Here is a 24,018-nt window from a genome sequence, read left to right as displayed (position 1 = left end):
TCAACCCGGATATGAAAAGTGAAAACATCATGATGAAATGCAGATGGGTTTGGCTGTCCGTGCTGGGTGGATTGATGGTTTCGACCGGGTTGCGTGCCGCGCCTCTGGACGAGTTTCTCAACGCCAATCCGGGCTTTGAAGCCTGGCACGGCGAGGGGGAGGTGGGCATGGATGTGATGAACAGCAAGGTGGATTTGTTCAACATGCGCGGGGAGACCGATCCCCGAAACAGCGCCATCGGGGATTATCGGGGGGGGCACGCCCGGGGAGGGCTGGCCTTGAGTCGGCGCTTGTGGGTGGATGGGGGCGTCTGGTCGAGAAAGGTGATCACCCCTTACGACAGCGGTGAAAGCGTCACCTTGCACGGGGCGGCGCAATTCCAGGTGATGCCTTCGTTTGGGGCCTTTCCCTCCGTGGCGTTGCGTTTGAGCGCCTGGCGGGATTCCGCTTCCGAGGCCATCAAGGGATCCCCTTCCACAGTCACCATGGGGGGGACCAGTGTGACCACCCAGCGGATCCATGTGGAGGAACCACGGGATGATCAGGTGCAACTGGATTTGATCAATACCTGGAACCTGACCAACAATACGTCGTTATCCATGTTCGTCGGTTACGGAAAGAGCACGGTCGAATTTGACAGCGTGGATGTCACCGGATTGTCGGTGGGGGGGTTGACCGCGAGCGGTCAGTTTCAACTCAAACCGTATACCCTGCCGGATGGCTCACGGGGCATTTCCGGGGTTTGTATCAGCCAGTGTGGGCGGGTGCTGGATTTCAAGGTGCCCTCCCCGAATGGCCAGGACATTCCCGAGGGGCTGAATATTGGTTATGAATCGAAATATTATCAGGCGGGTGGCATGTATGCTTGGATGAGTCCCCAATGGCGCGCCCGTTTCGGCTACCGTTTCGTGAAATGGAATCGGGACGTGGATGAGGCGGTCACGCAAATGGGCAAGACGGTCATCGATACCAACCATTTTGTCACCGGGGAGTTGGGATACAAGCCTCCGTTCCCGTTGTTCGAGCATGCGGGTTTGTTCATGCGTGGACAGTTGATGGCCAATCAGTTTGTCGGAGAGATTCCTTTCACCTACAATGCCTTCAGCGCCCACAAGTTCGAGAGCCGTTATGGATTGGTCACGGTGGGGGTGACCGGGGGTTTTTGAGCGGGTGGTTGTCGGCCCTTTTTTGAGGTGGGGGATATGGCCATGGGATTCCGGCTGTGGATCCTGGTCTGGCTGGGGTTGTTGGGGGGGATCCCGGTCATCGGGGACGCCGCCCCATTGGACTCCTGGATCCGTCAGGCGGAGCAGGGAGATGTGAAGGCCCAACTCAAGCTGGGACAGATGTTTCACGAAGGCCGGGGGGTGGCCGTGGAGTATCGGCAGGCCATGCGCTGGTATCGTCTGGCGGCCGCCCAGGGCAATGCCGAGGCCCAGAACGGCGTGGGAACCTTGTACGACAATGGCAAGGGCGTGACCAGGGATTACCGCGAGGCGGCCCGATGGTTCTTGATGGCTGCGGAGCAGGACCATGTGCTGGCGCGGCGCAATCTGGGCTGGATGTACGAAAAAGGGCAGGGGCTGGTCCAGGATGATGAACGGTCTTACCTGTGGCAGTTTCTGGCCCAGAGGGCGCGGGACGGCAAGCGGGTCGGACAGGAGAATGACCCCTGCCGGTTTTGCGCCACCGTGGCCGCTCGCATGACCCCGGCCCGGATCGCCCGGGCCAGGGAGATGGCCAGACAGTGGAAACCTGGCGAGCCTTTGGTCTTTGCGCCGTTGCGTCCCCGTCAGGGGAGTGGAGCGACGCCGCGGTGAGTTCGAGATCATCGTGGCGGATGGTTGATTGTATTATTGTGGGCCGGGGGTGATCCCGCCACCTCACTGGACGCAGTGGAAAGCTTTTCGCATGTGTTTTGCCAGGCGTTTGGATTGCTCCAGCAGCGTGGATTGGGTGGAGTGCCGGTTCAATTCCTGCCGATAGGCGGAAAGGTGGTGCAGGGTTTCGCGATGGATCATGCCCAGCATCCAGGCTTCGGCGCGCATGAGGGCATGGTCTTTTTCCACCTGTTTGGTTTTGACATTGAATTGTCCGCTCCAGCGGACCCGCAACAGAAACGGTCCCATATCGTTCAGCACCACCCCCCGATTGAAATAATCGGGATTCCCGACCCGCTCCCGACGCAAGCTGGTATTGGCCCGTTTCTTGATGACTTTTGGAGTCAAGGAGGTGGAGACGCGGGGTTTCAGGTGGTCTTGGAACAAGGGATAAATGCCGGCACGCACCAGGGGTTTCACATCGAGGACCACCCATTTCGGCCATCTTTTCTGGACCGATTTCTGGCGTTTCAGGAGTACCCGGTACTGAATCAATCCCCCGGATCCCCCGGATTGCTTGGAAAACTGGATCAGGTCCATGAGCGTGTAGTGACGGGAGAACTCCTGGGAGATTTTTCCCCGGATCACGGATTGTTCTTGGGTGGAGATGCTGTAGTCGCTTTCGCTGGAACCTGTACGGATCAAGGTGCCACTGGTGGGGTTGAAATATTGGGGATCCGCTGTGCAGCCCGGTTGCATCCCCTCGCGCACCTTGTCTTGGGTACTCCCTTTGACGCCCCGTTGATCGAGAAACGCCAAAACCGCATCCAGATCTTTGGGCCAGTGGTCGTCTTTCAGACCCTGCCGATAGGCGTGGATGATGTCTTGGAGTCTGTGATGGATCGTCTTCCCTTGTCCCACCACATCCTGGCCCGCCAGCCGACATCCGGTCAGATAACGCAGCAGGTCCACCGCCGGATCCCCGTATCCCCCGTCATCCGGATCGTTCATGGTGAACAGGATCTGTTCCGATTTGTGTTGGCGGAACTGGGCCATCACCCCGAAATTCTCCAGATGGGGATCTCCCACGCACCAGCAGCGATAGCGCTTCTTGGCGATCTCCAGTGCATCCAGGAGCCGTTTTTTTTCCACCTCGTAGCTGAAATAGGGAACAAAGGCGCGGAAAAATAAAAAGGCGCTGGGTGGGTCGGTGATATCGTTGGGATGGATCTTGTTCAGGATGTCTTGTTGTGTCAGGTGGGGCATCAAGAAGTGCAACCGATCGATCATTTTTTCTTTATTCATGGTTTTTCCTTTTCTGGTCCAGAGGATATCGGCACGTTGTGACGGATATTGACAAGAGAGGTTCCGACTGCGGATGGCCGGGCATTTCTGGCGCGTAAAAATATGCAGAATCCCGGAATCGCCAAATGGAATGATCCGGGATGAAAAGGGTGGATGCAAGCTTTTTTCAGGTCTTTGGAGAGGGGGATGGGTGGTTTTTTGTTATCAGTGTTCGGACAAGATAAATTTAAGTAATTTTTCCCGATAGCCCCGCCCCAGTCTTTGCGGGTATGCCGCGCAGAAGGGGGGTGGGATTACTCTTCGACGGCATACACTTTGGGCGGATTTTCCAGGGTTTGAATGGTCAATTTTTCCTTGGGGCCGGGCATGCCGGGTACGCCGGTGGGCATGCCGGGCAGGGCGATGCCGGGAATGGCGGGTTTTTCTTGCAACAGGCGTTGCAGGGTCTTGAGGGGTACGTGACCTTCCACCACATAGCCGCCGATGCGGGTGGTGTGGCAGGATTCCAGTTCTTTGGGCACCCCGAGGGAGCGTTTGACCGGATCCATGTCGGCGATGTTTTCGATCGTGACCGTGTAGCCCTGGCTTTGGAGAAATTCCACATAGCCGGTGCAGCAGCCGCACAACGGGGATTTGTAGACCGTGGCTTGTTGTTGTGCCTCCTTGGCCCAGGCCGGAGGCGTGATGACCGCCGCGATGACCATGCCCAGTCCCACTCCCCATGCCATCATCCAGGCTTTGCGTCCGATTTTCATGTGATTGTGTCTCCGTGTGCGTTCGGCGGGTGATGTTTTCAGAATCGCGCTCCGGTCAGATGATAGAACAGATTGCTGGGAAACATCATGGTGAATTCGTGACGACCGATCTTGACCTTATCGTTGTCGAACAGTTCACAGGGTTTCCGGTCCAGTTCGTGACCGTTGACAAAAACCCCGTTGGTGGAATGCAGATCCTGGATGAAATACTGTCCGGTTGCGCCAAAGAGGATCTGGGCATGGTGATTGGAGATGGCGTCATCCCCCATGACCAGATCATTTTCCACCGCCCGACCGATGGTGAGGGACTCCTGTTGGTTTTCTTCGGTGCGTTCCGGCTGGATCAACGGAAAGATCGAGCGGCCCAAAACCTTGAAAGGCACTGCGTCCGGTCCCCCCGACAGATCCCGCAGAAAGGCGTGGGTGGCATCCGGGTCGGTGCCGGGGGTACGGCTGGCATAGCCGCGAAAGACTCCGGAACCCACCAGACTCGGATGGCGCAACAGTTGGGAGAAGATGTCCACGTTGTGTTTTTCCGCGTAATCCTTCAAGGCTTTGTAGTCCGCCTGTCCCAGGGAGTTGATCAACTGCCGGATGCGGGGTTGGGCCTTGATCCCTTTCAAACGGAAATACAGACCGCTTGGGGCCAGCAACACAAAACGAAACCGCCCGAAATCGATCACATCCCCTTCCCGCAGGAGTTGTTCTCTGGTCAAAGGGGCGTTGTTCACATAGATCGGGTTGGATCCTCCCAGACAGCGGATCCGGAAACGGTTGCCCCGGAAAACGTGAATCACCGCCTGATTGCGGGAGATCGCGTAATCGGGCATGACGAAATCGTTTTCGTCGGTGCGACCCAGGGTGAAGGAGTGTACACCGTCCACGGGTTGGGTGGGTTTGTGGAAGGCGTAGATCACCTCGGTCAGATTGCCGGGGACGGGAGCGTGGATCGGCTGGTTGGCGGCGGGTTCAAACCGGGCGGTTTCGATGATGTCGCTGGTGGCCGGGGTGATTTTGCCCCGCACCACCCGATCTCCGGCCAACACCCAGTGTCCGAGTTGGCGGATGAAGTTTTGTTCGGGGGTTTCGGAGGCCAGACTCATCAAGGCGTGGTAGTCGAGTCTGCTTCCCTCGCCGAGCAGATCGGAGATTCCGGTGATGGGGGGAGGTGGTTTGTTCATGGATCGATTCCCCAGGCAAAGGAATGGGCCGGACTGACTTTTTAAAGTTCAGTATAGCCCGAAAACCGTCACGAAAGCGACTACGGATTTCCATGGAGAAACGCGATGACTTGCCAATGGCGCAACACCTGGATTATCGTGAATGATGCGCCTCGCTTTTTACGAGGCGCTCCATCAGGCAGTCTCCCGTACATATTATCGAAGGAGAATCGTTTCCATGCTCGAAGCCTATCGTCAACACGTCGAGGAACGCGCCAAGCAAGGTGTTCCCCCCCTGCCACTGACTGCTCAACAGACCGCTGAGGTGATCGCGCTGTTGCTCAATCCCCCAGCAGGCGAGGCGGAGTTTTTGAAGAGTCTGTTGGTCAACCAGGTTCCGCCGGGTGTGGACGATGCGGCCAAGGTGAAAGCGGCATTCCTCGATAACGTGGCGCAGGGCAAGGCGCAGTGTGGTGTCATCAGCCGTCTGGAGGCGGTGCGTCTGTTGGGCACCATGATCGGTGGCTTCAATGTGATGCCGTTGATCCGTCTGCTCGATGATGCGGAACTGGCTGCCGAAGCCGTGGCGGCCCTGTCCAATACCCTGATGATCTATGATGCTTTCGACACCCTGGCCAGCAAGGCCAAAAGCAATGCCAACGCCAAACAGGTGTTGCAGAATTGGGCCGATGCCACATGGTTCACCTCCCGTCCGCCCATGCCCGAGGAGGTGACGGTCACCTTGTTCCAGGTGGCGGGTGAAACCAACACCGACGATCTGTCTCCCGCCTCCGAGGCCTGGAGCCGCCCGGATGTGCCGGTGCATGCCCTCTCCATGCTGGGTACCCGTCAGCCCGGCTCTCTGGAAGAGATTATCCGCCTCAAGCAGAAAGGGCATCCCCTGGCCTATCTGGGGGATGTGGTCGGCACGGGTTCTTCCCGCAAGTCGGCGGCCAACTCGTTGATCTGGCACATCGGTGAGGATATCCCGTTCGTGCCGGCGAAGCGTACCGGAGGTGTGGTGATCGGTGGAACCATCGCGCCGATCTTTTTCAATACCGCCGAGGATTCCGGCATGTTGCCGATCCAGTGCGACGTGAGCGCCTTGAAGAATGGTGATGTGATCACCATCAACACCCGGGAAGGCACCATCAGCCGGGATGGCGCGGTGGTGACCCGTTTCGCCCTCAAGCCCGACACCCTCGCCGACGAAGTGCGGGCTGGGGGACGGGTCAATCTGATCGTGGGTCGCAAACTCACCGCCAAGGCCCGGGAGATCCTGGGACTGGCTCCCACCACCTTGTTCCAGTTGCCGGAAAATCCACCGGATACCGGCAAGGGTTACACCCTGGCCCAGAAAATGGTCGGCAAGGCCGTGGCTCAGACGGGGGTGCGCCCGGGTGAATATTGCGAACCCACCATGACCACGGTCGGTTCCCAGGATACCACCGGTCCCATGACCCGGGATGAGATCAAGGAATTGGCCTGCCTCGGTTTTTCGGCGGACTTCGTGATCCAGTCCTTCTGCCATACGGCGGCCTATCCCAAAGCCGTGGATGTCCAGACCCACAAGACCCTGCCGGGTTTCTTCGAGGAGCGGGGCGGTGTGGCTTTGCGCCCGGGGGATGGCATCATCCATTCGTGGCTCAACCGCATGTGCATGCCCGATACCGTGGGTACCGGGGGTGACTCCCACACCCGTTTCCCCATCGGCATCTCCTTCCCGGCGGGTTCCGGATTGGTGGCGTTTGCCGCGGCCACGGGTGCCATGCCCTTGGTCATGCCCGAGTCGGTGCTGGTGCGTTTCACCGGCAGCATGCAACCCGGCGTCACCTTGCGGGATCTGGTCAATGCCATCCCCTATGTGGCCATCCAGAAAGGGTTGTTGACCGTGGCCAAGGCCGGCAAGAAGAATATCTTCTCCGGTCGCATCCTGGAGATCGAGGGATTGCCGGATCTGAAGGTGGAACAGGCGTTTGAATTGAGCGACGCTTCCGCCGAGCGTTCGGCGGCGGCCTGCACCGTGTTGCTGAACAAGGAACCGGTGATCGAATACATCCGTTCCAATGTCACGTTGTTGAAAAACATGCTCAATCAGGGGTATCAGGCGGCAGCAGCCATTTCCAGACGGATTGCCTCCATGGAAGCTTGGCTGGCCAATCCCACCTTGCTGCAACCCGATCCCGATGCGGAATACGCCGCCGTGATCGAAATCGATCTTAACGAGATCAAAGAACCGATCCTGGCCTGCCCCAACGATCCGGATGATGTGAAACTGTTGTCCAGCGTGGCCGGCACCCCGGTGGATGAAGTGTTCATCGGTTCGTGCATGACCAATATCGGCCATTTCCGGGCCGCGGCCAAGATTCTGGACAATCAACCCCAGGTGCCGGGTCGTTTGTGGTTGTCTCCCCCTACCCGCATGGACGAGCGGCAATTGATCGCTGAAGGGGTGTACAGCACCTTCGGCAAGTCCGGTGCCCGGATGGAGATTCCCGGTTGTTCGTTGTGCATGGGCAATCAGGCCCGGGTCAAGGACAACACCACGGTGGTTTCCACCTCCACGCGTAACTTCAACAATCGCATGGGTACAGGTTCGAAGGTGTTTTTGTCTTCAGCCGAGGTGGCGGCCATCTCGTCTCAGTTGGGACGCCTGCCCACCGTGGAAGAGTACATGAATATCATGGAAGAGCGGGTCTCCCCGAAGTCTGCCAGTGTCTACAAGTATCTGAACTTCGACGAAATCCCCAATTATGAGCAAACCGGCGGCGCCTGACGCGCCGCGGTGGCTGAAACAAAAAACGCCCAGGGTAACCTGGGCGTTTTTTTTTGATCGGAAATCTTTGAAGTGGAAACCGATCGCGAATGGCCGCAATCCCGGCAGGGGATTTATTGGGCCGGTCCTGTATCCCACTGTCCCGCGGAGCTGCCGGCGCCGGCGCCGAAATCATTGGCTCCCGCTTTCTGCTGTTTGGCCTTTTTGGCTTTTTTCTTCTTTTTCTTTTTCTTTTTGTCCAGAACCGTGGATTGATCCTCATCCACCACGACCGCGGATTGAATCGAATCGGCAGAGGCGAGAATCAACGGCTTGGAGAGGCCGGAAAGATCCGTGGAGGAAAGATCCGCCGCGGACGCGACTCCTCCGGTCAAACCCAACAACAACGCCACCATCAACAGATTTTTCTTCATCAACCAGTTCCCTTGAGCAGTATAAAAGGTAAAGACAGTGTTGCTTTCTCATCGACACGGTCATCTCTTCCATGGAACGGATGCCTTGCAGATCTGATCCATGGAAGAATCGACGGGCGTGCATTCAAACCAAAGAAGATTATTTTGTAATCAGGGTATCCGTTTTGGTTGCGGCTGCCGCTTTTTTCTTGGTTTTCTTTTTGGCTTTTTTGGTGGCCTTGGCATGCGTGGCATGTTTGTCGGTTGCCGGGTCGGTGGCAGCCGCCATGATCATGGTGCCTTTGGACGCAACCCGTTCGGCTGCGTCCACGGAGGCAACCGTGCCCGCCAGACCCAGACCCAGACCCAGTGCCACGGTCAGTGCCAGAATGCTTTTTTTCATGAATCCATCTCCTTGTCTTAGAAAACGCATTGGGTATCTTTAAAGCTCTTAACGAGAGCTTCGGCAAGGATAGCATGCCTTCCCATGCTTGAATAGCCATGTTGAATAAAATTTCAACGGTAGGTCCGGCACGGCAATCCAGGACGGGTCCAGGCGTGAGAGCCTTCGGCACCTTGATCCGTTCTGACCGTTGGGAGTGTCGCAGCCTGACCGGGCATGAAACATGAAACATGAAACATGAAGCATGAAGCATGAAGCATGAAGCATGAAGCATGAAGCATGAAGCATGAAACATGAAACATGTAGCATGAAACATAAAGAATGGAATATGAAACAAAAGTGTATTGCTGAAGGTGGTAAAATGTTGATTTTTAATTTTCTTGATTGCGTTTGCTAGGTTATTGAGAGTATATTATTGCATAAATGGGATAATGATAAATCTTTATGTTGTATATGAACGGAGTGTTAAATCTTGATTTGGTCTTCTCTAAAGAGGCTGTGATCCCGGGGTGTGATTCGTTATGATGCTGGTGTCGGTCTTTTTATGGTATCCTATCGTATAGCGCAGGAATTGATAGGTTATTATATAATCTTCTTGCCGCGTTGTGCGGGACAATGCCTGTGTGTGGTGGGCAGCGTCAGACAATAAAAATCTGTTGCAAGGATGAGACCGAATGAATCGTGTTTGTTTGCTTGAACATTATCTTGGACAGACAAGCCGGGGTTTGTTGCTGGTCGATGATATGGGCATTGTTTTGTTCTGCAATGGTAATTTCTTGAAGCTGTTCTGTTTGGATATCCAGGAATCCCTGGTGGAACGGCCCTTTGGGGATTGTTTGTCCATTCTGGAACAGTATGTGAAAGTGGGTCGACACGACAATCAATCGATCGCGGAAGGGGTGTCGCGTTCCCATGCGACCGGCATACCGTTTACGCCGGCGGATTTTTTTCTGGCGGGCAGATGGCTGGCGGTGCGGGGACGGACGCTGGAGGAGGGTGGGTATGCGTTGACCATCACCGATGTGACGACGCATCACACCACCATGGAGTCCTTGCACCGTTCCAGTCGGATCACGGTGATGGCGTTGGCGGAGTTGGCGGAGAGTCGGGATCAGACCACGGGGGATCATGTCTTGCGCGTGGCCCGTTTGACCCATGCGGTGACGCGCAAGTTGATGGAGCAGGGGTTGTACGGTTCCATTCTGCACGAGCATTTCTTGCAGAATATCGCCCTGGCCAGCATTCTTCACGACATCGGCAAAGTCACCACCCCCGACCGGATTCTGCTCAAGCCGGGCGCTCTGGATGCCCAGGAGCGTCAGATCATTCAACAGCACGCCCTCATGGGGTGGAGTCTGTTGAAACGCCTGAATGATTATCTCGACGACGACAGCTATCTGGCTATGGCCGAAGAGATCGCCAAATCCCACCATGAGAACTTCAACGGGTCCGGCTATCCGGATGGGCTGGCGGGGGAGGAGATTCCGTTGTCCGGGCGCATCGTCGCGTTGGCGGATGTCTATGACGCCCTGGTTTCGGAGCGGCCCTACAAACAGGCCTGGAGCGAGGCGGAGGCGATCGGGTTTGTGCAGAAGATGTCGGGTCAGATGTTCGATCCCCAGATCGTCGATGCCTTTCTGGCGGTGCTGGAGGATCGTCAGCGCTCCAATCGCATTGTCTGGACTCCGGACATGACGGTTGGAGATCGCCTGTTGGATTTCGATCACTGCAATCTGATCGCGTTGCTGAACCAGGTCTACAAATCCATCGAACAGCGGGATGTGATCATGTTCAATCTGGTGCAGCAGGAGTTGTTCAACTATACGATTGGTCACTTTGCGCGCGAAGAGGCCTATTTGCTCAAGATGGGATATCCGGACTTGCAGGCGCATATCCGGATTCATCAGGCGTTGACCCGGAAGGTACGGGATATGCGTCATCGGTTTCTTCATGAGGTCAACATCTCCACCCAGCAACAGATCGGAGATGAATTGCTGGAACTTCTGAGCGGTTGGCTCAGAGAGCATATTCTCCATGAAGACGGCAAATATTATCGGTTCGTGTCGTCTTTGCAACCAGATGAGGTCGATTGTGTTCAACCGCCTCACCGCCCCTTTTCTTAAAAGAGGAGATACGCTTGTGAAAGCCCTCGTGATGTCATCAGTTCCGGATGATCTTCAGCGTGATGTCTCTTTGGATACGTTCCGCAGCAATCTGTTGGGCCGTCTGCGGGATATCGGCGTTCCGGGTCTGCATGGACAGCACACACAACTGGTCGAGATTATGGTGGTTCTTTACGCCCAGATGCGGCGGTTGCAAAAGAAAGCCCCCGACCCGCAGGATCTGGATGCCCTGAGAGAGGCCATCCTCGCCTTGAAACGTTATGCCATCCAACATTTCCACGATGAGGAAGGATTCATGGAAACGTTGCGGTTTCCGGATCTGCACGCCCATCGGCAGGCGCATCAGGTGTTTATCCAGTCTCTTTTGACGTTGGAACAGCGGATCTGGCAGGAATCCGTATCATATATTGTGGATCTGATGCATCTGGTGATTGGGTGGCTGTTTCAACACATCAATCAGATGGATATGGCCTATGCCCGGTTTGCCAGGGGGGAAAGGGTGGCGTTGTCGGGCACGGAACTGCACCTCCCGCCAGCGTTGCGACGGGACGATGCCCATGGGCCGCAGGCCGATGCGGAGGCCAGAAGTCAGGTTGCGATGCGGGAAACGATGCGGCGGCACCTGATTGCCACAGGCATTGCGGAAATTGATCAAGAGCATGTCGATTTGATGAATATCGTTGTCGGCATTCGACTGCTGGCGGGCAGACTCTCCACCCACAAGCCTACCCTGCTAGACTGGAGCGGAATCGATCACGCCATTGCGTTTCTGCTCACCTATTGCCGGGATCACTTCGCCGGGGAGGAGGCGTGGATGCGCAAGATCGGCTATCCCAAACTGGCTGCCCATATCCAGGAACATCAGGGGTTGCTGACTCGGGTGAAGGCGTTGGTGAATCAGTTGGTGTGCGACCGCAGCATCGGCTTGATTGTGGATCTGCATTTCTTTTTGTATGAATGGTTTCTGAGCCACACCGTGCGTTCCGACGGTTTGTTTGTCGAGTTTGCCAGCAGCCAGAAGCGTCTTTGAGACGCGACTCCCCGCGACGACTCTTCCCCCTTTTCTTTTCACTCTTCGGCCAGCAATCGCATCAACTCCTCGGCGGAAATGGTGCTGGCGGTCTGGCCCCCGTCCAGCAGGCCGTCGGCCAGATCCCGTTTGTGGCGGTGCAGATCGACGATTTTCTCCTCGATGGACTCCCGGATCACCAGACGATAGACCGTAACCGGCCTTTGTTGGCCAAAACGGTGGGCCCGGTCCGAGGCCTGATCCTCCACTGCCGGATTCCACCAGGGATCCATGTGGATGACATAATCGGCTGCGGTGAGGTTCAGACCCAGGCCGCCCGCCTTCAGGCTGATCAGAAACAGATCTCCGCTGCCGGACTGAAAGGCCCGTACCGCTTCGCGTCGGGCCATCGGCGGGGTGGAGCCGTCCAGATATTGATAGGAGATCTTCTCGGTGTCCAGCAGGTCGCGGATGATGGCCAGATAACTGGTGAACTGGCTGAAAACCAACGCCTTGTGCCCGTTGGCCAACAGTTCTTCCACCACCTCCTTGAACAAGGCCATCTTGGCCCCGGACAATCCGCAATCCGGCACCACCAGGGCCGGATGACAGCAGGCGCGCCGCAGCTTCATGATTTCGGCCAGGATCTGGAAGCGTCGATCCTCCTCCGGAACTGGATCCCCGCTCAACCGTTCGATGGCATTGCGGCGCAACGCCTCGTAAAACGAGCGTTCCTCCTCGTCCATCTCCACCCGCAAGGTGATTTCGGTGCGGGGGGGCAGTTCGTCGAGTACCTGACTTTTCAATCGTCGCAACACAAAGGGACGGATCAGGGTTTTTAAGCGGATGCGGGCCTCGTCGTCGTGATCCCGTTCGATGGGCACGGCGAAGCGGCGGTTGAACCGCTCCAGCGATCCCAGAAAGCCGGGATTGATGAATCGGAAGATGTTCCACAACTCTCCCAGATGGTTTTCGATCGGCGTGCCGGTGGTCACCATGCGGAAGCCGGCGTTCAACTCCATCACCGCCTTGGAACGTTTGGTCTGACGGTTCTTGATCGCCTGGGCCTCGTCCAGCACCACCGAATGCCATTGGATGCCGGCAAAGCGTTCCGCTTCGTTTTGCAGCAACCCGTAACTGCATACCAATAGATCGAATGGACCCAAACCGTTCAACAGTTCCTGCCGGTCCACCCCGCCGAACAGTTGAACATTCAAGGTGGGTGCCCAGCGTCGGCTTTCGTCCAGCCAGTTCATGCATACCGAGGTGGGAGCCACCACCAGCGCTGGTCCATCCGGGGCGCGGGTCACCAACAGGGCCAAGGCTTGCAGGGTCTTGCCCAGTCCCATGTCATCCGCCAGACAGGCTCCCGCCCCCCAGGCCGCCAGACGGGACAGCCATTGCACCCCCTCTTTCTGATACTCCCGCAGCTCGGCGGTGAAGGTGGAAGGCAGTTCCGGTCTCCAATCCTGCAACGAGCGCAACCGTTCCAACTGCTCCTCCCAGCCTGGGTCCACCTGACTGTTGCCCGCTTCCCGCAGCAGCGGCTCCAGGGCGCCGAGGGCCATGGGATGGACATGCCGTTTGGCTCCGGTCCCTTGGGAAAAGGCTTCCAACTGGGCCAGGCGCTTGCGGAATTCATCCGTCAGGGCCAGATAACGCCCCTCCCCCAGAGGCACGAACCGTCCCCCTTCCGCCCCTTCCATGAGCTTGAGCAGTTCTTGCAGGTCCAGCACCAGGGATTCGTCCACCTGGAGCGTGCCATCCACGGAGAACCAATCCTTCTGCCGCTCGAAACGCAGGCTCATGGCCCCGAACGACAAGGGCCGACTCACCCGCAACCGCTCGCCTTCGGGCCATTCCAGGGTAAGCCCATCTTCCAGATGGTGCAGTTCGGATAACAGTTGCAAGCAGGAAGCCGGCTCCTCGAAACTCCATTCCCAATCCTTTTGCCACGCCTCGGCCAACAGAGGCGACACCGACAGAATCCGTTCCGCCCGTTCCCGTTCGGCTTTCAAGTCGCGGGTGGTCTGGGCGCGACGTCCGGCCACCTCGGCGATCAGGGTGGCGGCTCCCTCGCCGGGGGGCAGCCAGGGGCCTTCGTCGCCGAAGGGGCGGATCATGATCTTGATCTTCAACCCCTGGTTGAACGGCAAAACGTGAATCCGGGGACGGGAGCAGGCTTCCACCACCGGCAGATGTTCCCCCACGCCGCCGATTTCCGATTGCAACGTCGCCAGGGTGGAGAGTCCAGGCAAGATTTTCAAGACCCGTTCCCGTTCGTTGCCGGGAATCTCCAGACCTTTGCCCAGAATTTCCGCCACCTCCTTGTGACGCGGCAGAATCTCCACCACCCGGCAACGGGTCGGGGTTTCGCGGATGGCATAGGCCCCGAGCCGGGAGGCGTCTTCGGAAAAATGGATCAACAGCTTGCCATTTTCCTCCCGGACGCACAGTTCCGGTTCTCCCGCCACCACCTCCACATTGAGCGTCGGGTCGTCTTCCCAGAAAACCAGAGGATGGCCCACCAGCAACGGCAGCAGACGATGGCCCTCCATGCGGCTTTCCCGCGCCCCGTAGCGGTTGAAATCCACTTCCATGGCGGCGCACAGCTTCATGTCCTGGGGCGAGAGCTTGCCCGGCATCGCGCCCAAACTCCGCAGGCTGCGCTGCGTGATCACCCGACCCCGGGTCCATTCCCCCTTGGTGGTCCATTTTTGTTCCTTGGCGTGGACAAAGCTCAGTCCGGCCTTGGGAGCGCTGATCAACCACACCAGACGGGTCGCGTCGTGTCCTCCCGGGGTCTCCTCGTCCCCCTGGGCGTTTTTCAGCTCTCCGGCCACATCCTCCAGAGCTTCCAACGCCCACTCCCACACCTCCTTGGGCCGCATCAGCGCCACGATGCTGCGGCTGTCCGCACACTCCCGGCCATCCAGCACCTCCCACAAGGCCCGGCTCTCCCGGGCCATCCAGAGATGACCGTGACCTTCCGCCAGTTCCGTCAACTCCATCAGCACCGGAACATGGACGCGGGCCTTGGCGGCATCGATCCAGTAATGGGCCAGCACATGAAAAAATTGACAGAACGGCGCCAGTGATTTCAGATCCGCTTTTCCGGATCCCGCCACCAGTTGCCGGTGGCTGGCCTGGATTTCCGCGGTGTCCGCGGTTCCGAAGGCTTCGTCCCGTTCCAGCCAGCTTTGCGCGGCCCGTACCCGGTTGTCCATCACCAGGGCCAGGGCGAACAGCCCCTCGTAGGCGAAACGCAACGGGTCGGAGCCGGTACGGAACACCCGATCCATGTAATCCATGGCCGTGCGTCGATGGAGCCGGTTGCCGGTCTTGAGGAGCGCCAGAATGAAGGAGGGGCCGCTGGGATGGCGCAGAAAGACCTTTTTATTTTTGCCTTTGCTGCTTTTTTCGATGGCCCGCAGGCTCTCTTCGAAACCGGGGATCGCCCGTTCGTAATCCCCTTGCATGAACAGCAGCCAAGCCCGCAGACACAAGGGGGCATCCACCGGCCTCTCGCCGTTCAGGATGTCACGGGCTTCGTCCAGACGGTCGGACAACAATAAAAACACTACCAACAGATGGCGGAATTGGGGACCATGTTGCTCGTCGGCATGGAGCCGATAGCTTTGCAGCAACGGAATGATCTCGGCAAAAGGCAGAAAGCCCCGAATCGTCTCCACCATGATTTGGCTCAAGGTTTCGATTTGCAGGATCGTGGAACGGGCGCCGAACCATTCGGGTCGAAACGGCTGCATGCAAAGCCGCACGAACGGGGAGGGGCGGTTGGCATCGGGAAAGGCCCGTTCCGCCAATCCCATGAAATAGCGTACCGGATTGAGGTCGTTGGTGAACAGTCCGATGCGGATTTCCCGGATGCATAGCTCATAAGAGACCGCCCGGGCCATGCCCCAACTGTACTGGATGACCGCCGGAGTGGTCTCTTGCACCGCTGCGATCAGGGCCGGAAAGGTGTCGTCGGCCACGGCCAGTTCCATGGCTTCCCAGGAGATGAGGCTGGGCATGCGCACCCCGGTCACACCCCGGGAGATTTTTTCCTCGACGATCAGCCCCAGATCGGTCAGACGACGCAGCGTCCCTTCCAGATGGTGATTCAGACCGGTACCCCGTGTGCCCGTGGTGATGGGGGCGCATTTCTGCAAAGCCTTGAACAGTTCAGTTCGGGTTGCGGGCAGATAATAAATCGCGATCAGCCAGACCACACAGCGGTCCAGGGCGGGCAGGGTCGCGATCCGTCGTTTGATCTCCACGGAATTCATGACATCCCTTCCAAATCAATGATCATGTGCGCCCAGTGGGCACCACGACCGTATCAGACAACGCGCACAAGCGGGTTTGCGGGCCATGCAGACGTGGCGGCCATGCAGGATCAACCAATGGTGGGCATGCAGAAGAAAAGTCTCGGGAATGCAGGCCAAAAGCTGTCGTTCCACCGCCTCCGGGGTTTTGCCGTCCGCCAGCCCCAGACGATGGGATACCCGGAACACATGGGTATCCACCGCCAGGGTGGGGTGACCAAAGGCGATGTTCAACACCACATTGGCGCTTTTGCGTCCCACGCCGGGCAGGGCTTCCAGGGACTCCCGGTTTTCCGGCACCTGACCGTGATGACGCTCCACCAGGATGCGGCTCAAGGCGTGAATGTTTTTGGCCTTGGTGTTGAACAGTCCCAGGGAACGGATCTGGGCGCGGATGGCGTCTTCTCCGAGTCGGACCATGGCCTCCGGATCGGCGGCCAGGGCGAACAGACCCGGCGTGACCCGGTTCACCCCCACGTCCGTGGACTGGGCGGACAGCACCACGGCCACCAGCAGTTCATAGGGGGTCCGGAACCAAAGCGCGCCTTTGGGATGCGGATCCGCTTCCCTGAAGGCGTTAAACAGTGCGATAATGTGTGCGTTTTCCATCCTGCGGATTATCCACCAACCGCCCCCGATAGGCAAAGGAGTTCCATGTCCAAGACTTTCGACAGTGTCTGTCCCCTGGACTGTCCCGGCACCTGCGCCTTGAAGGTCACCATCGACCAGGGACGCCTGCAAGCCATTGATGGCCATCCGGATCATCCCCTGACCCGCGGGGTGATCTGTGGCAAGGTGAGCCGTTATCAGGCCATTCAGGACGGACCGCGCATTCTGGATCCCATGCTGCGGGTGGGCCCCAAGGGGGTGGCGGATTTCAAGAAAATCTCCTGGGACGAGGCGCTGGACCGGATCGGGGAGCGGTTGCTGTCCATCATGGACAATCCGGGGCCGGAGGCGGTGTTGCCGTTTTCCTACGGGGGCACCATGGGGGTGATCCAGCGGCGCGCCTATGCCCGTTTGACCACCCGGGCCGGTTTCTCCGGGCTGGATGGCAATATCTGTTATGCCATTGGCTGGGCGGGGTGGCGCGCCGGAGTGGGACTGGCCCTGGGGCCGGATCCGACGGAAATGGCCGCAAGCGATCTGCCCATTCTGTGGGGCATCAACGCCGCGGCCACCCACATTTCCCTCATGAGCCACATCAAACAGGCGCGGCGTCAGGGAGCGCGACTGGTGGTGGTGGATCCCTACCGCAACCAGACCGCCCGTCTGGCGGATTTGCATCTGGCCTTGAGGCCCGGCACGGATGGCGCTTTGGCTGTGGCGGTGATGCAGGTGTTGCTGGAGGAAGGGTTGGCGGATCGGGACTATCTGCAACGCCATACCGACTTCGATTCGGCCCTGGAGGATCATCTGGCGCTCCGTTCCCCGGAGTGGGCCGCGCCCATCACCGGATTGGATCCGGGGTTGATCCGGGAGTTCGCCCGGATGTATGGGCGGGCGCGGGCTCCTTTTATCCGCATCGGTCTGGGAATGAGCCGGCAGAACAATGGCGCGGTCAACATTCACGCGGTCTCTTGTCTGCCCGCCGTGACCGGTGCCTGGAGACACACCGGAGGCGGCGCCTTGTTCGCCACCGGTGGGGCGTTCAATCTCTCCCCGCAGCCGCTGCCTCCTCCCCGTTCCCCGGAACATACCCCCCGTGTGCTGGACATGAGCCGTCTGGGGGAGGTGCTGACCGATCCGACCCTCACGCCGCCGGTGTTGGCCCTGCTGGTCTCCCATGCCAATCCGGCGGGCAGTTGTCCGGATTTGCAACGGGTCTACGCCGGTCTGGCCCGGGAGGATCTGTTCACCGTGGTCCACGAACAGGTGATGACCGATACCGCCCGTTTCGCCGATGTGCTGCTGCCCGCCACCACCTTTTTGGAACACGAGGATCTCTACAAGGCCTACGGACAATACACGCTGCAACACGCCAAGCCTGTGCTGCCGCCGCGTGGGCAGGCGCTGTGCAATCACGATCTGGTCAACGCTTTGGCCCGTCGTCTGGGATTCGACGATGAGCCGTTCCGGCTGGGGGTGGCGGAGACGATTGGCGTGGTGCTGAAAGAATCCGGACTTCCCCCCCTGGAACAGTGGGAAAAACCCTGGCTGGATTGCGCTCCCGCCTGGGAGGCGCGTCACTTTGTGGAGGGATTTCCCCAGCCCGATGGCCGGTTTCATTTTCGTCCCGGCTGGTCGCATTCCCGGATGCCGGCTTTTCCCGATCACTGGGCGGTCAATCGTCGCGACGATCCGGCGGAAGCCACCGCTTATCCTCTGGATTTCATGACGCCTCCGGCGCTGGAGGTACTCAATACCACCTTCACCGGCACCTTGGATGCGGACAAACGCCCCCCACGGTTATGGATCCATCCGGAAGATGCTCAAAAAAGGGGAATCGTCGAGGGGGATCGGGTGGCGGTGTTCAACGGCGTGGGTCAATTGACCATGGTGGCCCGGGTGACCGGAGATGTGGGGGTGGGGATGACTTTGTGCGAGTCCAATCAGCCTGCGGGGGCGTTTGCCGAGGGAATCGGGTTGAATGCTCTTTCCCATGCCTGCCCCACGGCCCCGGATGGGGGGCCGGCTTTGCATGACAACCGGGTGGAGGTGGTGCGTCTGTCGTGACCTGCTTAAAGACCGATGGATGGTCTTAAGGCAGGGAAAAACGGGAGAAGCGTGGCAGGATCATCCAGACACGGGATTCCGGTCTGGCGCGGTAGAGTTCCAGGATGGCGATGGCCAGTGCCGCGCCCACGGCGTCGGCCACCAGATCCCAAAAATCCGCATAGCGACCCGGCACGAAGAGTTGATGCCATTCGTCGGTCATGCCATAGGCCACGGCATAGACCCAGGCCCACAGCCAGCAATGCCGCAACAAGGTCCATTGACGCAAGGTACTCCAGGCGATGTAGGCCATGAAGCCGTAAGCGAGAATGTGTTCGATCTTGTCCTGGTTTTCAAAGAGGGGCTGACTGTTTTGTCCAACCATGGATGAAAGCAGATAGATCAAAAATGAGTAACCCAGCAACAGAACAGCATGGAGACCCTTTTTTTTCCAGTGGGCGGGAATCCCCGCTGTGTCGATCGGTTCGCGTTGCATTTTTGCAGACCATATCCTAGTGTTGATGGAATTCACCACCATTCTCCAAAGCTCCCCCGATGAGGCGGAAACAGGATTATAGCAGAATGAAACCGCAAATCCACCTTATTATCGCAATTCAGGGTCCGGAACTCTCGGAGGCCGAAGTGGCCTTTTTGAATCGGGTCCGACCTTCCGGGGTGATTCTTTTTGGTCGTAATATCAATTGTTTAAAACAAACTTCCGCGCTCATCAAGGCCATTGGCGAAACATCGGCTGCGCCGACCATCTGGATTGATCAGGAAGGTGGGCGGGTGCAGCGTCTGCGTGATCCTTTGGCCCGATATCCCAGTCCCTATCAGTTCGCGTTGTTGGCCCGCAAGGATCCGATACGCGCCGAACGGTTGTTGTTCACCGCCGGCAGGTTGTGCGGCGAGGAGTTGCGCGCCCTGGGGATCGGGGTCAACTGCGCGCCGGTCCTGGACATTCGCGAGGAGGGAGCGGATCCGGTGATCGGGGAGCGGGCTTTTGGCTCCCACTTTTCCGAGGTGATCCTGAATGCCACCTCCTGGTTGCACGGATTCCGTCAAACCGGTGTCATGCCGATTGGCAAGCATTTTCCGGGCCATGGTGCAGCGCGTGCCGATTCCCATCGTGCGTTGCCGGTGTTGGACAAGAGTCTCAAGGCCATGGGAAAGTGGGAATTGAACCCGTTTCGCGCCATGCTGGGTTATTTGCCGGGGATCATGACCGCTCATCTGGCCTTGTCCCGGGTGGATGACGGCGTGCCGGCCACCTGGTCGCGTACCCTGTTACACAAGCTGTTGCGTCAAAAATGGAACTATTCGGGTGTCATCGTTTCGGACGCCTTGGAAATGGGGGCGCTGCAAGGCACCATGGAAGAACGGGCGCGACTGGCGATGATGGCGGGTTGTGATCTGTTGCTGTGTTGCACGGGGCGCATGGAGGACAACGAGGCGGTGATCGAAGGGATCTCGCGGGCCATGAAATCCATGGACGCCAGCGAAACCGAAGCCTCCCGACGGCGGGTGCGGCATATCCTCGCCCCTTACCGGATGCAGCCCGAATCGATCCGGCGTCTGCTCAAGGATCCCGGTTATCGGAAAAGACGTCAGCAGGTGGAGTCGGTCGCCGAAGAGGTGTTTGCCGATGATCCCACCCAATCCACGACTTGAAAATGCAAGAAGGAGCCAGAATCATGTCTTACGGCAGCCAGCACATTCCCACGGAAATTCGTCAAAAGCGTGCCGAGCGCGTGGTGGAGATCGCCTGGGATACCGGTGAGCAGTTTCGTTACACCATGGAGTATCTGCGGGTGCGTTGTCCCTGCGCCAAATGCGCTGGTCATACCCCCGAGGAGGCGCAACTGGTGGATGGCATGCAGGATGTCACCATCACCTCCATCGTGCCGGTGGGCCATTACGCCATCAAGATCGCCTTCAGCGACGGACACGACAGCGGGCTTTACGCCTGGGAGACCCTGTTCGAGCTGGGCGCCAACCAGGAGGCCATCTGGGCGGACTACCTGGAGGCGTTGCGGGTGGCGGGAAAACGCCGCAAGGCCAGTGTCATTCCCATCATGCAGGCTTCTTGAAAAGTGCCGCTTGGAAAAAATGCGGCGCCCCGCACAAAAAAAGCCTTGCTCCCGGCTCCGGCAACGGGTAAAAGAGTGCCCAGCTTAAGTGCTCGGGTCCCCATCGTCTAGTGGCCTAGGACGCTGGCCTCTCACGCCGGTAACACGGGTTCGACTCCCGTTGGGGACGCCATTTCATTCTTACCAGATTTTTTTCGCTTCCAGACCGCCCACTCGGGCGGTTTTTTTTGTGCTTGAGAAGTCAAATATTTCAATAGATAGCCGATATCGTTTCGACTTCCACTCGGTAGCCTCTGGAGCGGATAGCGAAACTTGGCGGAGTCAGTTCGGGAAAGCATCAAAAATATTAATAATCGTGAGTGATCTTGAGGATAATTTGAACTACGCTGTCAAACCCCATCTGGATGGTGTGGCAGCGGAAATTTTCCCGGTCATCTGGGGCAAGGCAGATCCTGGTACGACCCAACGTCTCAAGGAGCGGTGGAAGGCGTTTCTCGTCCAATGCGGTGTCAAGGCTGACCAAGTACAATTGAAGAGTACGGAACGGCCTCATTGTGGAGACGAAGGAGGAACCTGCGGTTCAAGCGGGGAAAACCGTCAGGCATTGCCTGCCCATGCTGGTCTTGGTATCATTAAACGTGAGCGGAATCGGCTCATGTGGGCCATGGAAGTCATCTTTTCATGGCCTTGTTTTTTTTGCCATCATGGGCCCATTGCACATTGTGTTGATGGGTGTCTGATCCTTGGAGAGGCTTCATCATGAAACCTGCGAGAATCCCCTTGCTTTTTGATCGGCGACGGCTTCAGTTGGCTGGTCATCTGTTCAAGGATCCGGTCACCGCCCATGTGAAGCTGTGTTTTGTGCAGGCCAATCCTTTTGTGTTGCAAGGCAAGGATGGGGGGATGGCCACCTTTGCCCGGCGTGATTGCCGCAACGATACCTTGTGGGACTGGTTGTGCGGGGAAGGGGTCGGGATGGGAGTCGTGTCCCACATCGATTCGGATGGACATCTGCGGTTGAGTCATCCTTCTTTCGGCACCTTCAAGCTGCGTCCTACCTCCCAGGACTTTTTGGTGTTTGACGAAATCGTCATCCAGGATGGTTATGAGATTGCCGCCATGCCGGATACCCTGGAAATCGTGTTCGATATCGGGGCTAATTGCGGGGTGCTTTCCACCATGATGTGGCGCAAGGCGCGGCGGGTGATCTCGGTGGAACCGGTGGAGGGCAATTATCGTCAGCTTTGTGCCAATCTTTCCTTGAATGGCCACCCGTTGGATGACGCCTACAAGCTGGCTGTCGGCAAGAAGAGTGGAGAGATTCTGGAGATCTACACGGATCCGAACAAGACCGGTTGCAATTCCAGCATCACCGCTTTGCTGGACGCAGCGGAACAATCCAACACCATCGAGAAAGTGCCCACCATTTCCCTGGAAGACCTCTACCACAAGGCCGGAGCGCAACGCGCCGACTTTGTGAAGTGTGATATCGAAGGGGGGGAGTACGACCTGTTTGAAGGCGCCACCGACACCACGTTGTCGCGGGCCGATCGGTATGCCATGGAGGTGCATATTTTTAACCGGGAATGTCTGGGGCGTTCCGCCGCCATCGTCGAACGGTTGCGCCATCAAGGCTACGCGGTGGTGTGCAGCAAGTCTCCGGGGGAGTTGGAACATCAGGTGCAAGAAGGGCGTAAACCCATTTTCATTCTTACTGCCCAACGCCAGAACGGGTGACTCCTGACATGCGTGGCGGCGGAGCGTTTTTGCCCCCTGGGGGACCGGTTTTGTTCCCTGACGGGATGGTTTGTCAACGGTCTGGCCGCGGCGGCAACCATCCGGGAAAGAAATGCCGGGGAGGGTGCCATGCCTTGGTCGTATTCCCAAAGAAAATCAAACATCAGTCTGTTCGGTCCGGAAAGATCGTTTTCAGCACAGATCTTGCAAGGGTTCGTTGGTACGGTATTCAGGCATGAATGCGGAATACGGCTTTGCCCTGGCCCGCTTCATCAGTCCGGTCGTCCGGTTGCCATGCGCCGTTTGGACGAATCCCTGACCCCACATCCCCGGGGCACGTTCGGGATCCTTTGTCCAATGTGGCGCGATTCGTGAGGTCTCGCTCACCCCGCGGATCGCGCCTGTACCCATCCTGATTTTTGTGCGGATGGGTTTTTTGGGTGGATTTCGATTATTTTAATTTTATGTTCCGATTCAATAGAATGGATTGATTTGCTTAATAGTCAAGCACAGGCAAATCATACAATTCTTTTAAACTTGGAACTGACCAAAGATTGTTTTGCCAGATCACTTGCAAGGGCTCATTTCCGACACTTTGTGATTCGTTACGCAGATTTGTTGAAATGACTGATCGATGCACAACGCCTGGAAGTAAGGGGGTTACCATTGCTGCAGCCAAAGAATCCCCACCCAAAGCACCCAGATCTGGGGTACGGAAGATGCCAAGAAATTTCTCATTGTTAAATGGTTTACGATAAACAAGTCGCCAGCCATTGTTTAGATCTCCATGTACCATTAATTCACCAAATATAATAAATGGCAAACATATTAGCAATATTGCTATATAGATTATAAATATTATCTTCTTACGGATTAATTTTATCGAGAATGGTAGTAAAATAATTATAAAAATTAATAGTTCAATTGCATTGTTTATAATGTTATTTGTTAGATAAATGTCAAATTTGTTCGCGATTTGCTTTAGCATATAGCATAAAAATATAATATATAACAATGATTTTATGTATGTTGTTAATTTTTTAGGCATAATTCCAAGTTCTTTTTAGGTTTGGTTATGGAAGATGCTGACCATATTGTTAGGCGGAGTTGACATTCAAACAATCCAGAATGACAAAGCAACCAGCATAAAAAATACTCTGAAATTTAATTGGTTACGATCATATCTGGTAGCAGAATCCCCCCCCTCTTTATCTGTCACGGCCTGTTGATGGGCACGTGCTATTGTGCTATTTAATATCAAAGTTATATTTAGGGCCTCCTCAAAAAGCCCCCACCGCGATCATGGGTTTACCCTGTGGTAGCCGTCGCCGATCCGTCATTTCTTGCAGCAAAGCTTGCCAGGCGACCATCCGAGGCAGCAGGCTGGCAAAAACCACGCTGAGTGATGGCCGATTCAGGGCAAAAAAGAACCTGACCAGCAGGTTCAGGTTCATCACCAGGAAAA

At 57.2% G+C, this 24,018-nt stretch carries 19 protein-coding genes and 1 tRNA gene; 10 read left to right on the top strand and 10 right to left on the bottom strand.

Annotated features, from left to right (window positions below; all coding sequences use genetic code 11):
• The first annotated feature begins 29 nt into the window (after positions 1–29).
• Positions 30–1,166: a hypothetical protein gene (locus HQL98_02620; protein MBF0270957.1), complete on the top strand. Its 1,137-nt coding sequence runs from the start codon at positions 30–32 to the stop codon at positions 1,164–1,166.
• 36 nt (positions 1,167–1,202) lie between these two features.
• A complete protein-coding gene (locus tag HQL98_02615) occupies positions 1,203–1,820 on the top strand; it encodes a sel1 repeat family protein (GenBank protein ID MBF0270956.1) in 618 nt (205 codons plus the stop codon).
• A gap of 63 nt (positions 1,821–1,883) precedes the next feature.
• Here HQL98_02615 and HQL98_02610 read toward each other — a convergent pair whose 3' ends face one another.
• The 3 genes from HQL98_02610 to HQL98_02600 form a co-directional block, all read right to left on the bottom strand.
• A complete protein-coding gene (locus HQL98_02610) occupies positions 1,884–3,125 on the bottom strand; it encodes a DUF2252 family protein (protein MBF0270955.1) in 1,242 nt (413 codons plus the stop codon).
• A 293-nt stretch (positions 3,126–3,418) separates the two neighbouring features.
• Positions 3,419–3,880, bottom strand: a complete 462-nt coding sequence (locus HQL98_02605; protein ID MBF0270954.1) for a hypothetical protein — start codon at positions 3,878–3,880, stop codon at positions 3,419–3,421.
• 38 nt (positions 3,881–3,918) lie between these two features.
• Positions 3,919–5,061, bottom strand: a complete 1,143-nt coding sequence (locus tag HQL98_02600) for an FHA domain-containing protein (protein ID MBF0270953.1) — start codon at positions 5,059–5,061, stop codon at positions 3,919–3,921.
• A 217-nt stretch (positions 5,062–5,278) separates the two neighbouring features.
• Here HQL98_02600 and acnB point away from each other — a divergent pair, with 217 nt between their 5' ends.
• Entirely contained in the window at positions 5,279–7,816 is a 2,538-nt protein-coding gene (acnB, locus tag HQL98_02595; GenBank protein MBF0270952.1) for a bifunctional aconitate hydratase 2/2-methylisocitrate dehydratase, read from the top strand.
• A 113-nt stretch (positions 7,817–7,929) separates the two neighbouring features.
• Here the strand turns inward: acnB and HQL98_02590 are convergent, their stop codons facing one another.
• Both HQL98_02590 and HQL98_02585 read right to left on the bottom strand, forming a co-directional pair.
• Positions 7,930–8,229 carry a hypothetical protein gene (locus HQL98_02590; protein MBF0270951.1) on the bottom strand — a complete coding sequence of 100 codons (300 nt, stop codon included), beginning with the start codon at positions 8,227–8,229 and terminating at the stop codon, positions 7,930–7,932.
• A gap of 139 nt (positions 8,230–8,368) precedes the next feature.
• Positions 8,369–8,611, bottom strand: a complete 243-nt coding sequence (locus HQL98_02585) for a hypothetical protein (protein ID MBF0270950.1) — start codon at positions 8,609–8,611, stop codon at positions 8,369–8,371.
• Between the two features lie 674 nt (positions 8,612–9,285).
• On the opposite strand from HQL98_02585, the gene HQL98_02580 reads away from it, so the two are divergent.
• Both HQL98_02580 and HQL98_02575 read left to right on the top strand, forming a co-directional pair.
• Positions 9,286–10,734, top strand: coding sequence for a bacteriohemerythrin (locus HQL98_02580; protein ID MBF0270949.1), 1,449 nt, complete (start codon positions 9,286–9,288; stop codon positions 10,732–10,734).
• Positions 10,735–10,750: 16 nt separating this feature from the next.
• Positions 10,751–11,764: a hemerythrin domain-containing protein gene (locus HQL98_02575; GenBank protein ID MBF0270948.1), complete on the top strand. Its 1,014-nt coding sequence runs from the start codon at positions 10,751–10,753 to the stop codon at positions 11,762–11,764.
• 38 nt (positions 11,765–11,802) lie between these two features.
• Here HQL98_02575 and HQL98_02570 read toward each other — a convergent pair whose 3' ends face one another.
• The gene (locus tag HQL98_02570; GenBank protein MBF0270947.1) at positions 11,803–16,032 is read right to left on the bottom strand and encodes a DEAD/DEAH box helicase; all 4,230 of its coding nucleotides are present in this window, start codon (positions 16,030–16,032) and stop codon (positions 11,803–11,805) included.
• 15 nt (positions 16,033–16,047) lie between these two features.
• Positions 16,048–16,680, bottom strand: a complete 633-nt coding sequence (gene nth, locus HQL98_02565; protein ID MBF0270946.1) for an endonuclease III — start codon at positions 16,678–16,680, stop codon at positions 16,048–16,050.
• Between the two features lie 45 nt (positions 16,681–16,725).
• On the opposite strand from nth, the gene HQL98_02560 reads away from it, so the two are divergent.
• Positions 16,726–18,747, top strand: a complete 2,022-nt coding sequence (locus HQL98_02560; GenBank protein MBF0270945.1) for a molybdopterin-dependent oxidoreductase — start codon at positions 16,726–16,728, stop codon at positions 18,745–18,747.
• Positions 18,748–18,772: 25 nt separating this feature from the next.
• Here the strand turns inward: HQL98_02560 and HQL98_02555 are convergent, their stop codons facing one another.
• Positions 18,773–19,222 carry a VanZ family protein gene (locus HQL98_02555; GenBank protein MBF0270944.1) on the bottom strand — a complete coding sequence of 150 codons (450 nt, stop codon included), beginning with the start codon at positions 19,220–19,222 and terminating at the stop codon, positions 18,773–18,775.
• Between the two features lie 86 nt (positions 19,223–19,308).
• Between HQL98_02555 and nagZ the strand changes: the two genes are divergently transcribed.
• From nagZ to HQL98_02535, 4 genes are all read left to right on the top strand, one after another.
• Positions 19,309–20,397: a beta-N-acetylhexosaminidase gene (gene nagZ / locus HQL98_02550; protein MBF0270943.1), complete on the top strand. Its 1,089-nt coding sequence runs from the start codon at positions 19,309–19,311 to the stop codon at positions 20,395–20,397.
• Between the two features lie 23 nt (positions 20,398–20,420).
• Positions 20,421–20,816, top strand: a complete 396-nt coding sequence (locus HQL98_02545) for a DUF971 domain-containing protein (GenBank protein ID MBF0270942.1) — start codon at positions 20,421–20,423, stop codon at positions 20,814–20,816.
• A 96-nt stretch (positions 20,817–20,912) separates the two neighbouring features.
• Positions 20,913–20,988 (top strand) — tRNA-Glu (locus tag HQL98_02540).
• Between the two features lie 587 nt (positions 20,989–21,575).
• Positions 21,576–22,553 carry an FkbM family methyltransferase gene (locus HQL98_02535; GenBank protein MBF0270941.1) on the top strand — a complete coding sequence of 326 codons (978 nt, stop codon included), beginning with the start codon at positions 21,576–21,578 and terminating at the stop codon, positions 22,551–22,553.
• A 496-nt stretch (positions 22,554–23,049) separates the two neighbouring features.
• Here the strand turns inward: HQL98_02535 and HQL98_02530 are convergent, their stop codons facing one another.
• Both HQL98_02530 and HQL98_02525 read right to left on the bottom strand, forming a co-directional pair.
• A complete protein-coding gene (locus HQL98_02530) occupies positions 23,050–23,601 on the bottom strand; it encodes a hypothetical protein (GenBank protein MBF0270940.1) in 552 nt (183 codons plus the stop codon).
• Between the two features lie 232 nt (positions 23,602–23,833).
• Positions 23,834–24,018, bottom strand: a 185-nt coding sequence (locus HQL98_02525) for a hypothetical protein (GenBank protein MBF0270939.1), incomplete at its 5' end; no start/stop codon positions are given.

It is taken from the genome of Magnetococcales bacterium (genome assembly GCA_015231755.1).
GTDB lineage: Bacteria > Pseudomonadota > Magnetococcia > Magnetococcales > Magnetaquicoccaceae > Magnetaquiglobus.
The sequence above is the reverse complement of the archived record's forward strand: the minus strand, read 5'-3'. Positions and strand labels throughout refer to the sequence as shown.